The organism is Corynebacterium sp. c25Ua_47, assembly GCF_039907205.1.
Classification (GTDB): domain Bacteria; phylum Actinomycetota; class Actinomycetes; order Mycobacteriales; family Mycobacteriaceae; genus Corynebacterium; species Corynebacterium hiratae.
Window position 1 is genome coordinate 1 of sequence record NZ_JASBOH010000005.1, and the last position, 12,124, is coordinate 12,124.

General features: G+C 62.2%; 15 protein-coding genes. 6 read left to right on the top strand and 9 right to left on the bottom strand.

What is annotated here, in order from left to right; all coding sequences use genetic code 11:
• Window positions 1-86 precede the first annotated feature (86 nt).
• Window positions 87-689, top strand: coding sequence for a DDE-type integrase/transposase/recombinase (locus QKE52_RS05810; protein WP_070523112.1), 603 nt, complete (start codon window positions 87-89; stop codon window positions 687-689).
• Window positions 690-822: 133 nt separating this feature from the next.
• Here QKE52_RS05810 and QKE52_RS05815 read toward each other — a convergent pair whose 3' ends face one another.
• The gene (locus QKE52_RS05815) at window positions 823-1,998 is read right to left on the bottom strand and encodes an acyl-CoA dehydrogenase family protein (protein ID WP_070624316.1); all 1,176 of its coding nucleotides are present in this window, start codon (window positions 1,996-1,998) and stop codon (window positions 823-825) included.
• A gap of 215 nt (window positions 1,999-2,213) precedes the next feature.
• On the opposite strand from QKE52_RS05815, the gene QKE52_RS05820 reads away from it, so the two are divergent.
• Window positions 2,214-2,771 (top strand): TetR/AcrR family transcriptional regulator, encoded by a 558-nt coding sequence (locus QKE52_RS05820; protein WP_070597170.1) that lies wholly within the window; start codon window positions 2,214-2,216, stop codon window positions 2,769-2,771.
• Window positions 2,772-2,779: 8 nt separating this feature from the next.
• Here the strand turns inward: QKE52_RS05820 and QKE52_RS05825 are convergent, their stop codons facing one another.
• Window positions 2,780-3,829, bottom strand: a complete 1,050-nt coding sequence (locus QKE52_RS05825; RefSeq protein ID WP_070521311.1) for a hypothetical protein — start codon at window positions 3,827-3,829, stop codon at window positions 2,780-2,782.
• Window positions 3,822-4,316: a sigma-70 family RNA polymerase sigma factor gene (locus QKE52_RS05830; RefSeq protein WP_070531030.1), complete on the bottom strand. Its 495-nt coding sequence runs from the start codon at window positions 4,314-4,316 to the stop codon at window positions 3,822-3,824. Before QKE52_RS05830 ends, QKE52_RS05825 begins: the two co-directional genes overlap by 8 nt.
• A gap of 94 nt (window positions 4,317-4,410) precedes the next feature.
• Between QKE52_RS05830 and QKE52_RS05835 the strand changes: the two genes are divergently transcribed.
• Both QKE52_RS05835 and QKE52_RS05840 read left to right on the top strand, forming a co-directional pair.
• Window positions 4,411-5,451 carry a ribonuclease HI gene (locus tag QKE52_RS05835; RefSeq protein ID WP_347948375.1) on the top strand — a complete coding sequence of 347 codons (1,041 nt, stop codon included), beginning with the start codon at window positions 4,411-4,413 and terminating at the stop codon, window positions 5,449-5,451.
• A gap of 38 nt (window positions 5,452-5,489) precedes the next feature.
• A complete protein-coding gene (locus tag QKE52_RS05840; RefSeq protein ID WP_101735905.1) occupies window positions 5,490-5,975 on the top strand; it encodes a hypothetical protein in 486 nt (161 codons plus the stop codon).
• On the opposite strand, the gene QKE52_RS05845 is transcribed toward QKE52_RS05840, so the two are convergent.
• Window positions 5,972-6,445 (bottom strand): YdcF family protein, encoded by a 474-nt coding sequence (locus tag QKE52_RS05845; protein WP_347948376.1) that lies wholly within the window; start codon window positions 6,443-6,445, stop codon window positions 5,972-5,974. The two genes, QKE52_RS05840 and QKE52_RS05845, sit on opposite strands and share 4 nt — an antisense overlap.
• Window positions 6,446-6,476: 31 nt before the next feature.
• Between QKE52_RS05845 and QKE52_RS05850 the strand changes: the two genes are divergently transcribed.
• Window positions 6,477-7,370 (top strand): ribokinase, encoded by an 894-nt coding sequence (locus QKE52_RS05850; RefSeq protein WP_070531036.1) that lies wholly within the window; start codon window positions 6,477-6,479, stop codon window positions 7,368-7,370.
• On the opposite strand, the gene purE is transcribed toward QKE52_RS05850, so the two are convergent.
• Window positions 7,371-7,871 carry a 5-(carboxyamino)imidazole ribonucleotide mutase gene (purE, locus tag QKE52_RS05855; protein ID WP_070531038.1) on the bottom strand — a complete coding sequence of 167 codons (501 nt, stop codon included), beginning with the start codon at window positions 7,869-7,871 and terminating at the stop codon, window positions 7,371-7,373.
• 41 nt (window positions 7,872-7,912) lie between these two features.
• On the bottom strand, window positions 7,913-9,175 hold the full coding sequence (locus tag QKE52_RS05860; RefSeq protein WP_070531040.1) for a 5-(carboxyamino)imidazole ribonucleotide synthase: 1,263 nt from the start codon (window positions 9,173-9,175) through the stop codon (window positions 7,913-7,915).
• On the opposite strand from QKE52_RS05860, the gene budA reads away from it, so the two are divergent.
• Window positions 9,161-9,880, top strand: coding sequence for an acetolactate decarboxylase (gene budA / locus QKE52_RS05865; RefSeq protein WP_154762641.1), 720 nt, complete (start codon window positions 9,161-9,163; stop codon window positions 9,878-9,880). The genes QKE52_RS05860 and budA overlap by 15 nt on opposite strands.
• Here the strand turns inward: budA and QKE52_RS05870 are convergent.
• The 3 genes from QKE52_RS05870 to QKE52_RS05880 form a co-directional block, all read right to left on the bottom strand.
• Complete coding sequence (locus tag QKE52_RS05870; RefSeq protein WP_347948377.1) at window positions 9,877-10,320, bottom strand: hypothetical protein; 444 nt, start codon at window positions 10,318-10,320, stop codon at window positions 9,877-9,879. The genes budA and QKE52_RS05870 overlap by 4 nt on opposite strands.
• Window positions 10,321-10,612: 292 nt before the next feature.
• A complete protein-coding gene (locus tag QKE52_RS05875) occupies window positions 10,613-11,503 on the bottom strand; it encodes a biotin--[acetyl-CoA-carboxylase] ligase (protein ID WP_269948367.1) in 891 nt (296 codons plus the stop codon).
• Between the two features lie 42 nt (window positions 11,504-11,545).
• The gene (locus QKE52_RS05880) at window positions 11,546-12,106 is read right to left on the bottom strand and encodes a hypothetical protein (protein ID WP_101735897.1); all 561 of its coding nucleotides are present in this window, start codon (window positions 12,104-12,106) and stop codon (window positions 11,546-11,548) included.
• Window positions 12,107-12,124: the final 18 nt, after the last annotated feature.

Genomic DNA, 12,124 nt, shown 5'->3' on the forward strand with positions numbered 1-12,124 from the left:
AGCACGCAGCGGCCATCAGGAAATGAGAAACTGGGTCGTCTCGGCTCTCCGCCCAACTTTGCAACAGCACCTATCATATATAGTACATGCCAGCTAAAGGCTTTCATCTTTACACAGCGTTGGATTTGTACTCGCGCAAGGTTGTGGGATGGACTGTCCAACACCGACAGGAAAAGACCATCGCTACACGCCTGATTGAACAAGTCATTGCTGACCAGGAGCTCAACGGTCACAGCGTTGAAGTCGTACACACCGACAACGGCAAAGTCATGACCTCACACATGATGAAGGACATGCTGGATGAACACGGCGTGCAGCTGTCATTAATTCGGCCGAATGTTTCGAATGACAACCCATTTGAAGAGTCATCACATCGCACAATCAAGCATCACCGCTATGCGTTAGAAACCTATGATGATATCCAGCATGCGCAGAAAGTCATCGGCAGGATTATCGACGAATACAATAACCGTGACCGCCACAGCGGGCTGAATGGATACACACCTAGTGAAGTGTATTCAGGCACGTGGCGTGACATCCTTGAGCATCGCCGAGCAAAGGAAACCGTCTACTACGCGACGCACCCGCACCGCAGACCCAGACCCCGGAAATCCGTCTACAAGCCACCACCTAAAACGGTAGAAATCAACAACGGCAAACCCCTAGCGCCCGAGACATCGAGCGCGTAAAGTAACAACCACGTCAAACAGGGGGATGTTCACAACTCAAAGGCAGGCGCCGATCGAGGGCAAAGGGACCAAAGTAAGAGGACCAAACTAGAAGGACCACCAAGCGAGCCTTTCCACATCCCCGGCCGGCTGGTTACTTATAGGCCGAGAAGCCCGTAATCTTCTTGCCCATGATGAGGGACTGCACAGTGTCGGTGCCCTCGTAAGTGTGCATGGCCTCGATGTCCGCGAAATGGCGAGCAATATCATTTTCCAGCAAAATGCCGACACCACCGAGCATGTCACGGGCGTCGGCGGCGATGCGGCGAGCAGCGCGGGTGTTGTGGAGCTTCGCCGCCGAAGCCTGTTCCGGTGCCAACGTGCCAGCATCCTCGCGCTGGGAGACCTCGCGGCAGGTCAGCATCATCTGGCTCAAATCGAGCACCATATTGGCCAAGCGCTGCTGAATAATCTGCGCCTTCGCCAACTCCCGACCAAATTGCACTCGCTCCAGCACATACGAGCGGGCAATCTCGTAGCAGGCCACCGCGGAGCCAAGCGCCATCCAGGACACACCAATGCGAGTCGCAGTCAGAACACGCGACACATCCTTGAAGCTGCGGCAGCCCGGAAGCTGGTTGGCGGCGGGAATGCGGCAATCAGTCAAGGTGATGTGCGCCTGGTGGATGGCGCGCAGGGAAAGCTTTCCCTCAATGACAGTCGCCGAGTAGCCCTCCGTCTCCTGCGGCACGATGAAGCCACCCACGTTGCCATCCTCCATGCGCGCATAGATGATCGTGATGCCGCCGGAAGCGCCGTTGCCGATCCACTTCTTTTCGCCGTTGAGAACCCACTCATCGCCGTCACGCACCGCGGTGGTCTCCAAAGCGATGGAATCCGAACCGTGCGCGGGCTCGGTCAACCCGAAGGCACCCAACAAAGAGCAAGCAGCCATCTGCGGCAAGTACGAAGCCTGCTGTTCCGGAGAACCAAGCATCGAAATTGAGCGCATGGCCAGCCCCGCCTGCACCGCAATCACCGTGCCCATCGAAGCATCGGCACGCGTGACTTCCATGAGCGTCAAGCCAGCGCCAAGCGTGGACATCTGTTCATGGCCTTCCACCGAAAGCCCATCGGTCATCACGTCCAGCTCCCCCAGACGCTGAACCAAGTCCAGCGGATACTCCGCGGCCTGCCAGTGCCGGTTAATCACCGGGTAGGAGTAGTCGCGGAACTGCGCCGCGCGCTTCCACCCCGCAGCATCGGCCTCAGAAAGGCTGTCAAAGACACCCAGGAAATCAGTGGTGGACTCGAAGAGGTTGTGGGACATGGTCAATTCTCCAACTAACAGGCAATACGAATGGCGATTAGCGTTAATTGTGACCTGACTCTCCCCAGGCTGTCAAGTGTCTCATCACAACGCGCGGCACAGCCGGGATTCGGAACGATAACCAGACTTCAGGGCCAGTATCTCCCCCAGCCAACCTTCACCCTGCCCCCGCAGGTATACTAACCGCCATTAGCTCATTGAGGAGGACGCCCGCCATGGCCAACCAGAGACGCCGCGACCAAATCGCCGCCGCCGCACTCGACCTCTTTGACCAGCGCGGTTACCACGCCACCGGCATGGAGGACATCGCCAAAGCCGTCGGCATGCGCGCCTCCAGCCTGTACAACCACTTCTCCTCCAAACAGGAGCTCCTCGCCGAAGTCACCATCACCGCCATGGAGGACCTCCTTCGCGCCAACGCCGCCTGCCTCGCCGGGCTGAAAGACCCCCGCGACAAGCTCGTCGCCACCATGAAAGCCCACGTCATTTACCACGCCACCCACGCCCGGCGCGTCCGCGTGGTCAACAACGAGCTCACCAACCTCGAAGAGCCCCACAAATCCGTCGTCCTGCAACTGCGCCGCGATTATGTCGCCCGCTGGATGGCCGTGGTCAACGAGGGCAACTTCCACGCCGAAAACCTCAAAATCGCCTGCTGGGCGCTCATCGACATGGGCATCGGCGTCGCCCAATGGTTTAGCCCCGACGGTGACTACACCGCCGAGGCTTTAGGTGACATGTACGGCCAGTTCGCCCTGCGCCAACTTACCTAAGAACTCACCTAGGGCGCGCAGCCAATCTGCTGCTCTTCCTCGCGCCCATCCGGGTACTGCACGCGCACGCGGGAGTACACCTCAGCGTGGTAGCCACAGGCCACGCGCTTGTCGACGACCACCTTCACCCGATCCTCATTGAACGTGCCTTCCGCGCAATTGGGGTCACAGTCATTCTCGACGGCCACGCCGTCTGCCTCCGCGGAATCGTCTCCCCAGCGCTGCCAGTCCAACTCGTTGACCAGGTAGTTATTATCCGCACAGGCCAGCGAGATACGGTCCGGGCCCTCCAGCCCCGTCACGGACACGCAGTCCAAGATGGCGGTGGCGTCGATGGTGGTTTCCACGTCCGGCCCTACCAGGCCGACTACGCGCACGAGCTGGCCGGTGGCGGGCAGGACGGAGAAGGAGACGCGGTCGGAATCGCGAATCACGGTCACCAGCTGGTCCTCGCCTTCGCCCTCGACGGTGCCGACCTCGTTGCCGTCGGCTTCCGCCAGCATGTCATAGGCAATCTTTTGCTGCTCGCTGCTCAAGCCCGGCTGGAGCAGCAGCTCCAGCGCGCCCAGCGCGCGGTTCGGGAAGGAATCCGCCAGCTTCTCCAGCCCGGCGCGGTCGGACGCGATGACGAGGTCCTCCGGATTAATGGAAGGCTGCGGGTCAAAACCCGGCACTTCGCCCTGCGAGGAGACCTCCACGGCTCCCCCGGCATCCACCGCGTACTCGGTGATTGCCGTGGCATCGCCGAGCGTATCGACGCGCTTCATGTATTCCTTCGCGGTCACGCCCTTATCCACGGCATCGGGCTGGGTTGCGGCTGCCTCGCCGGCCTGGGTCAGAATCTCCGCGGCCGAGGCCACGGGTTCCGAATTATTGAGCAGCGGGAAGGCACCACCGATGAGCGCAAGCACCGCGACGGAAGCCGCCGCTATTGTCCACGTGGGCCGGCCCTTCGTTATCTTTGCGAGGGTCTCTTCGGAGCGGGCGAGGGAGGCGTCGTCAAGCGCTGTGTCAGGAACGGGGTTGGCGGCGCGGAGCATATCGAGAGAGCTAGGCATCGGTTTCTCCTGTGAGTTCGGAAAGGTGGGTACGCGCGCGGTGCAGGCGAACGCGCACGTTATTGCGGGAAATGCCGAGGACCTCGGCGATATCGGGGTGGTCGAGTCCCTCCCAGGCGTGGAGCGTGAGAATCTCGCGCTCCGCGTGCGGAAGCTGCATCAGCGCGCGAGTGATGTCGAGGTTGGCATCGACGGCGTCATAGCCGGCATAGGATTCCAGCTCATGATCATCGAGGTTCTCCGTCTCCCGCCGGGTGCGGTAAAACTCGCGCATCACGTTGCGGGCGATGCCATAGAGCCACGGCAGCGGCATGCCGCGCAAGGAGTCGAAGCCGGACCAGGCCCGCTCGAAGACGTCGGCAGCCAGCTCTTCGGCGTGGCTCGGTGGGACGCGGCGGCGCAGATACGCCAGCACCGCCGGGTAATGCTCGCGAAACAGGCGGGAAAACTCCCGCTTGCGCGAACCAGGCAAGGTAAGGACAGACACTAATAAAACTCCAGAATGCTAATGGGCTCACTGAGTATGTTGCACTAGACGCCCGAGCGTTACAGGGAAGCGGTGAAATGGTTTACTAAAGGGGATGGAACCACTCGAGCTCTCCGCCCTGACGGGCACGCAATCGCGCACCTACGGCACGCGCAAGATCACCAAAGACATGATCTCAGCACCCGTGCATGTGGCTATTGCGCTGTGGGATGAGCGCTGGGATTCCGCCGAAAACGGTACTGTCGACGGCTGGGTCATCGCCGTCAACACCAAGAAGACGCGCTTCGTGCGCAAGGGCCAGATTAAAAAGGGCGACATCGTTGAGGTGGCCGTCCGCGAATTCGAAAAGGCCACCAAGAATATCCGGGGCCGCAAGTGGATAGTCACCGGCCGCCGGCAAGCGGCGCTGCGGGCGGCGCTGGAAAAGCGCGGCTATACCGTGACGGGGAGTTTTGCGGAGGAGAATAGGGCGTCGAAAAGCGCCAGCTCCGTGCGGCGCAAGCAGGCCGGGATCACCGCGCGCCGCGCGAAGAAGGAAGGCGAGGCCCCACGCAAAAAGCAAGTAGTAAAGGTGGAGACGCCGAAGGCGCACTGGTGGCCGAACTTCTCGACGGCCTCCTCGTGGCCCGAAGGCGCCACCGTGCGCATCGCCACGGATGCCTCCTCGGACACGGTGTTTAAGGGCTCCATGTGCTTCGTGGCCAGCAACGGTGACTACCGGCTGCGCACGCGCAAGACGACAGCCAGCACCGACGAGCTTGAGCTCGAATCCTTAACGCTCGCACTGAAGTACCTGCTCAAAGTCGGCGCAACCAAGGCGATCATCGAGTCAGACTCCGTCGCCGCATTGGAGGCAGTGGAGCAGATCCGGAAGAAGGGCTCGAAGGCAGTGCGCTCCCGCGGCGTGTGGCGGGGGCTGTCTTCCGGCTCGCGCTCGCGCTTCCAGCAGGCGTGGCATGACGTGGAAGGAGTCTGCGAGGTGACCATCCGCCGCGTGTTGGGGCATGCGGGCGACCCGCTGAACCGGGCTGCGGATCAGATTGCGTACATGGGCCTGCGGGCGATTGCGCATCCAATGAAGCAATCCCAGGCAACGCTCAAGGAAGGAGTCACGAAGGCGTTGGCCAAGCTCTAATTCGGGCTTTGGTTCACTGGTGACATAGGCTAAGCCACATGAGCAATCCCTTTGACTCCAACCCTTTTGAGGAGCCGGACAAGCCTCTCCCCGGCCGTGGGTCGAATCCTTTCGCGGAACCCGCGCGCGAGTCAGACGCGAAGCCTTCGGCGAACCCTTTCGTTGACTCGTATGAGGATCCGAGTGTGGAGCCCTTTGCTGAACCTATCGCAGAGCCCTTTGCCGAGCCGGAGCGCGCCTACACCCCAGCTCCCCTGCCTGACCATGCCCCTGCGCAACAGCCAATGGAAGGCACGATCCACAGCTTCTCCTTTTTCAAGGGGCTGTTGAGTCTGTTCTCGCTCCTCGTAGGCTTCACCGGAATTACTGACGGCGATGTAGCAATGGGCATCGGCTTCGCCCTGCCCGGCGCCTGGTACTTCCTCAAGTCACTACAGCAGAAGGCCAACCCAACCACGCCGCAAAAGCGCCACTGGTTTGTCATTTGGCTAATCGCCATCGTGCTCATGTTCTTCGGCGCCTAAGCCACAAGCCGCCACCGCGCAACCACCCGCCGCCACACGATGCGCAGCAGCGAATGCGGAGTCGCCACCACCTCGCGCAGGTAATTCCATGGGCGGTCTTTCCGCGGGGTGCCAACACTATGCATGCGGACCCGTATCCCCAGGTGCCAGGCCCACAGGCGGGTGCGCAGCACGTGGAAGTCATTGGTCACGACGCGGAAATAATCATAGTCCGGGCACAGCGCGTGGGCGCGCTCAAGGTTTTCGTTAGTGCTGGTAGCCAGCGGCTCCACACGAATCCGCTCCGGGTCCACGCCCCGCTCGATGAGGTAGCGCGCCATCGGCTCCGCCTCCCCGTAACCGGACACGATGATCGGCTCCTCCGGCAGCACGCGCGCCAGCACCACCGCGCGGTCCAAGCGGCTGCGCAGCAACGAGCCGGGCTCGCCACCCTCCACGCGCGCGCCCAACACCAGAAGCGGAAACTGCATGCCCGCTAGCTTAGCGTGCATACTGGTCAGCATGAGCATGTGCGTAGTCGGTTCCATCAACGCTGACCTCGTGGTCCACACCGCGCGGCACCCGCAGCCGGGCGAGACTCTGCTGGGCAGCGGCGGCACCATCACCGCGGGCGGCAAGGGAGCGAACCAGGCGGTCGCTGCCGCCCGTCTGGGTGCTCAGGTCAGCTTCGTCGGCGCGGTGGGCAGCGATGCCTACGCCACGCCCGCGATGCACTACTTGCAGGCCAGCGGCGTGGACCTCACGCACGTCGAAGCCAGCGAGGAGGTGACGGGCTTGGCGGTCATCACCGTGGATAAGCAGGGAGAAAACACCATCATCGTGGTGCCGGGGGCCAATGCGCTTGTCGACGCTCCCTTCGTCACCACCCACTCCTCCCCCATCACCGAATCGGAACTCATTCTGCTCCAAGGCGAGGTTCCGGCGGAGGGTTGTGCCAAGGCTATCGAGCTGGCGAAGGGGCGGGTCGTGGTCAACCTCGCGCCGGTCATCGAGGTTGAAAAGGAAGCGCTCCTGCGTGCCGATCCGCTGCTAGCCAACGAGCACGAGGCCGGGCTCATCCTGGAGCAGTTGGGATTGAGCAGCGAGGGCGCGCCGGAGGAGCTGGCGCGGCGCCTCACGGAGGCCGGCTTTGCCTCGGTGGTCCTCACGCTGGGTGCGCGGGGAGCGCTCGTGGCCGAAGGCGCTGAGCTTGTCAACGTCCCCTCCCCGCAGGTCACCGCCATCGATACGACCGGCGCGGGTGACGCCTTCGCCGGCGCGCTGTGCGCGAGACTACTCCACGGCGACGACCTCGTGGAGGCCGCCACCTTTGCCGCACGAGTTGGGGCTTACGCCGTCACCGGAGAAGGCGCGCAGGCCTCCTACCCCGATCTCAAGAGCAAGCTTCCCAGCTAATTACTCCCCGAGGAGCTGGGAGCGCAGGTTCTCGTCCTTCTTCTCCACCTCGGCGGCCATGTTCTCTTGGTAGGCCACCATCTTGTCCACCAGTGCCGGGTCACCCGCGGAGAGAATGCGCACGGCAAGCAGGCCGGCATTCTTCGCTCCCCCGATGGAGACGGTGGCCACCGGCACGCCGCCCGGCATCTGCACGATGGAGAGCAGCGAATCGAGCCCATCAAGATCCTTCAACGCGCGCGGGATGCCGATCACCGGAAGCGGCGTGGCCGCGGCGACCATGCCCGGCAGGTGAGCTGCGCCACCGGCGCAGGCGATGATGGCCTTGAGGCCGCGCTCGTGCGCGGACTTGGCATAAGCCAGCATCTTTTCCGGGGTGCGGTGCGCGCTGACAACGCCTACCTCGAAGGGCACGCCGAACTCGGCGAGCACCTCTGCGGCGGGCTTGACGGTGGGCCAATCGGAATCAGAGCCCATGATCAGGCCGACGAGTGGTTCCATAAAACTCTCCTTAGTAAATAGGTTTCAAGCTCGCTGCGGGCTTAAGCCCACTGCGCGTGGACGAGGAAGTGGGCGGCATCGTGGGCGATGCGGCGGGTTTCCGCCACATCCACACCGACAACATTGACGTGGCCAATCTTGCGGCCCGGCTTGTGGTCCTTTCCATAGAGGTGGACCTTCGCCTCTGGGTAGCGCTCCATCACTTCGCGAACGCGCTGCGGCATGGGCATCTGCGGATCTTCTTCGGCGCCCAGCACATTAGCCATCACCGTGACCGGAGCCAGGGCTGCGGTAGAGCCCAGCGGCAAGTCCAGCACGGCACGCAGGTGCTGCTCAAACTGGGAGGTCACGCAGCCATCCTGAGTCCAGTGGCCGGTATTGTGCGGGCGCATGGCCAGCTCGTTGACGGCGATATCCTCCTCAACAACCGCGCCCGGCGCGCCGGAGGCGGAAGCAATGATGGAGCCGGCGTCTTGCTGCGTGGCGAAGGCAAAGAGCTCCACCGCCAGCACGCCGGTAACGCCAAGTTCGGTGGCCGCCTTGATGCCCACCTGCATGGCGCGCTCGGTCAACTCCGGCGAAAGGTTCGGGGCGGGAGCAAAAGCCTCGGCACAGATGCCGTCCCGCTGCACGGACTCGGTGACCGGCCAGACCTTCACCTCGCCGGAGGGACGGCGGGCGACGAGCACGGACAGCTCGCGGGTGAGGTTGACCTTTTCTTCGGCCATGAGCGGGGTATCGGCCGCAAGCAGCTTAGCGACGAGCGGCTCCAGCTCCTCCGCGGACGGGAACCACACACCATGGCCGTCGTAGCCGCCGCGGCGGGCTTTGAGGCACACGGAACCGTCGACAAGCGCGGCGAAATCCCGCGCATCCTCCACCGATTCGATGGCGGCAAAGCGCGGCACTGGGGCGCCCAGCTCGGCCAGTTTCTGGCGCATGAGCAGCTTGTCCTGCGCGTAGAGGAGGGCGGAAGGCTGGGGCTGGACGTTGCGGCCGTCGGCGATGAGCGCCTGCACGTGCTCGGTGGGAACGTGCTCGTGCTCAAAGGTGATTGCATCCGCGCCGTCTGCGGCGGCGGTGAGCACATCGAGATCGTGATAGTCACCGAGAACGACGTCCGGAATCACCTGGGCGGCGGACTTATCCGGCGCGGAGGCTAGCACGCGCAGGTGGATGTCGAGCTCGGCGGCGGCCGGCTGCATCATGCGCGCAAGCTGGCCGTCTCCATAAACAGTAACGAGGGGTTTGTGTTGTTCACTCACTCTTCCAATACTAGCCTTGGGGCCATGATCGTCCGGCATACCATCTTTCAGAACTCCCTCATGACCGCCCTGTTGGATGGCATTTACGACGGCGAAATGACCATCGGTGAGCTCTTGGGCAAGGGCAATTTCGGTATTGGAACCTTCGATGCGCTGGACGGAGAGATGATCATCCTCGACGGGGTGTGCTACCAGCTGCGCGGCGATGGCACCGCAACGGTCGCTGACCTAGACCAGGGCACGCCCTTTGCGGTGGCCACTAACTTTGTCCCCCGTATTAAGGTGGCCGCGCCCAAGGGTCTGAGGCGCGAGGAGCTTTCGGCATTCATCGATGAGGTGGAGCCTTCCGCCAACTTCATGTACGCGGTGCGCATCTCTGGGCGGTTCAGCAACGTGGTGACCCGCACGGTGGTCAAGCAGAGCAAGCCCTACCCGCCGATGGCGCAGGCGGTGGGCGGTGACAAGGAGCTGCGCTTTGACGACGTCGAGGGCGTCATCGGCGGTTTCCGCACGCCGGTCTTTGAGAAGGGAATCTCCGTTCCCGGCTGCCACGTGCACTTCATCGACGCTGCGCGTACTTCCGGAGGGCACGTGCTGGACTACACGGTGGATGAGGCCACCATTGAGCTCTGCCCCGGCACGGACCTCGATCTGCGTCTGCCGCTGACCCACGAGTTCCGCTCCGCCAACTTGGCGCCCGAGGATTTGGACCAGCAGCTGCATACGACGGAGATTAAGGACTAGCCCCAGACCGGTTGCTCGTTGAGGATGTCCTCGACTCGTTTGGCTTTGGGGATGGAGGGGAAATACATCGGCTTGTCATAGCCGTGAAGTGCCAGCGAGAGCCCACCGCGGCGGCGGCGCGCACCGCGGATATCGGTGAGCGGGATCGAATCAACGCGCTTGCCTTCGCGGGCGATGACGCGCAGGTTGGTCACTATGAAACGCTTGCGGCGGGCTTTGATGAGGGGCAGGACAAAGCGCCAGACGGCAAGCAAGGCCCATATAGCTACCAGGCCATTGCGAAGCGCTAGGTCAATGCCGTTGTAGTCACACCAGCCGATGGCGATCCAGCACACCCCAGTAATCACGACGAGCTCTAGAAAAGGAAAGAGCAGCGTGCGAAACGGGGCGGTCATGTCAGCGCGAACAACTTCGCCGCGGCCCATCTGCATGAGGTTCATGGGGCTCATGGTACCTTCCTGCTCTCGCTGCCCAGCTGAGAAGACGTCACGTCCCAGGCCTTGCAAGCCCAGCCAAGGCTTCGCACATGGCATTTCCTAAAAGGCGTCAGTCAAAAGGCGTCTTTGCCCCCGAAAACGCCATGTGGAGGCGTCCAAAAGGTGTCTTTGACCCCAAAGACGCCTTTTGACTAATGCCTTCTGACAGATGCCTTTTGAATAGCGCCATGTGTCGAGCACGGCGCCTTCTATGAAGGCCTCGCCGGTCGACGCTTGGATGTCCCAGCGCGGGCGATTATTTATCAGCCGGGCGCAGGTGGATGACATCACCGGCGGAGTAGTACTCGCCGCCGACGTTGATGCGGCCGTCGTCAGCCACGCCCTCGACGGTGCCGATCACATCGCCCGTCGGGGCTTCGAGGCGAACCTCTTGGCCAATGGAAGAACACACCTTGCGGTAATCAGCCATGAGCTGTGGGTCCTGCTGCTCCCACTGGGTGATGCGGCGGCGCAGGTTCTTCAGAACGGTGATGGCCAGCTCAGTGCGGTCGGTATCAAGGCCTTCGAGCGCAAGCGAAGTCGCGGCCTCGATGGGCAGTTCCTCGCGGGTCAGGGTGACATTGATGCCCATGCCCACGACCACGCGTGCTGAAGGCGGGTTAGCGGCTTGAGTCTTGGGCGCGACCTCAGCCTTATTGATCTCGGCCTTGTTGATTTCCGCTTTGTTGATCTCGGCCTTGTTGATTTCGGCCTTGTTGACCTCCGCCTTCGAGACTTCAGTCTTCGGAGCGGACTTGAAAGCCTCCCCCACCGGGCCGGCTTCCGCGAGGATGCCACACAGCTTCTTGCCATCGATGTGCACGTCATTGGGCCACTTGAGCACCGCTCCCTCGACAGAGTCGGTCACGGACAAGCCGGCAGCCAGGGGCAGGGTGCCAAGGTGCTCTAGCGACTCCGGGAGGATCAGTGCGGAGAAGATTAGCTGCGACCCCGCCGGGCTCACCCACTGGCGGCCCAAGCGGCCCTTGCCGGCCACCTGTTCGTCGGCAAGCAGTACGGTGCCATCAGCCACCTTCTCCGCCTGCATGAGATCGGTATTGGTGGAGCCAGTGGACTCGGTGTAATCGATGACAGCGAAGTCTTCACGTAGCGCCTCGCGGATGCGGTCCATATCAAGTGCAGTCATGCACCCTAGGTTACCCGCCGGGCAGTGGCCTTCTAGACGTAACTAAAAGTAATCCGGATTGGCCAGAATTGTGTGTGCGGTGGCCTCGTCGAGACAGGTGGTCAAGACCGCTTGCGGCAAAGCATGGGTTACCTGTTCAGGCGTAACGGAGATCTGCCGAGAATCCGCTAGGAAGGACACAGTGTCCTCAACCAGCTTGTCGTAATCTGCGCGTTCCTTCGCGCCGAGGCTATCTGGTTTACCTTCAGTCGCCAGCACGTAGCGGATCTCCGGGGCAACCCACTTACACACCCACTCGCCGTATTCTTGCGCTTCCGAATCCGAGAGGTCCAACCCCATCCGTTTCATGCTGGCACGCATGGTGGCGCGATCAACCTTGCCGTTGTCCACCAGTTGTGAGCGGACCTTTGATGAGTCCACGGTGTCGGCGAAAATAGCGCGGAACACGGTATCGCGCTGGGCCGCGGAAGGCGAAGTGGACTGCGTCGAAGACGCGTCAGCGGTCCCAGTGGAAACAGTTGTTAGCGGCGTGAAAGTCTCTGCGGATTCCGTACTAGAGCAACCAACCAAGAGCACTGCGAGGAGTGGGGCGAACTTCTTCATAGCGAATTCCAGCCTAAT

Coding starts and splice junctions, on each gene's coding strand:
- QKE52_RS05810 (WP_070523112.1), top strand. CDS start 87: ATGCCAGCTAAAGGCTTTCATCTTTACACAGCGTTGGATTTGTACTCG.
- QKE52_RS05815 (WP_070624316.1), bottom strand. CDS start 1,998: ATGTCCCACAACCTCTTCGAGTCCACCACTGATTTCCTGGGTGTCTTT.
- QKE52_RS05820 (WP_070597170.1), top strand. CDS start 2,214: ATGGCCAACCAGAGACGCCGCGACCAAATCGCCGCCGCCGCACTCGAC.
- QKE52_RS05825 (WP_070521311.1), bottom strand. CDS start 3,829: ATGCCTAGCTCTCTCGATATGCTCCGCGCCGCCAACCCCGTTCCTGAC.
- QKE52_RS05835 (WP_347948375.1), top strand. CDS start 4,411: ATGGAACCACTCGAGCTCTCCGCCCTGACGGGCACGCAATCGCGCACC.
- QKE52_RS05840 (WP_101735905.1), top strand. CDS start 5,490: ATGAGCAATCCCTTTGACTCCAACCCTTTTGAGGAGCCGGACAAGCCT.
- QKE52_RS05845 (WP_347948376.1), bottom strand. CDS start 6,445: ATGCAGTTTCCGCTTCTGGTGTTGGGCGCGCGCGTGGAGGGTGGCGAG.
- QKE52_RS05850 (WP_070531036.1), top strand. CDS start 6,477: ATGAGCATGTGCGTAGTCGGTTCCATCAACGCTGACCTCGTGGTCCAC.
- purE (WP_070531038.1), bottom strand. CDS start 7,871: ATGGAACCACTCGTCGGCCTGATCATGGGCTCTGATTCCGATTGGCCC.
- budA (WP_154762641.1), top strand. CDS start 9,161: ATGATCGTCCGGCATACCATCTTTCAGAACTCCCTCATGACCGCCCTG.
- QKE52_RS05860 (WP_070531040.1), bottom strand. CDS start 9,175: ATGCCGGACGATCATGGCCCCAAGGCTAGTATTGGAAGAGTGAGTGAA.
- QKE52_RS05870 (WP_347948377.1), bottom strand. CDS start 10,320: ATGAACCTCATGCAGATGGGCCGCGGCGAAGTTGTTCGCGCTGACATG.
- QKE52_RS05875 (WP_269948367.1), bottom strand. CDS start 11,503: ATGACTGCACTTGATATGGACCGCATCCGCGAGGCGCTACGTGAAGAC.
- QKE52_RS05880 (WP_101735897.1), bottom strand. CDS start 12,106: ATGAAGAAGTTCGCCCCACTCCTCGCAGTGCTCTTGGTTGGTTGCTCT.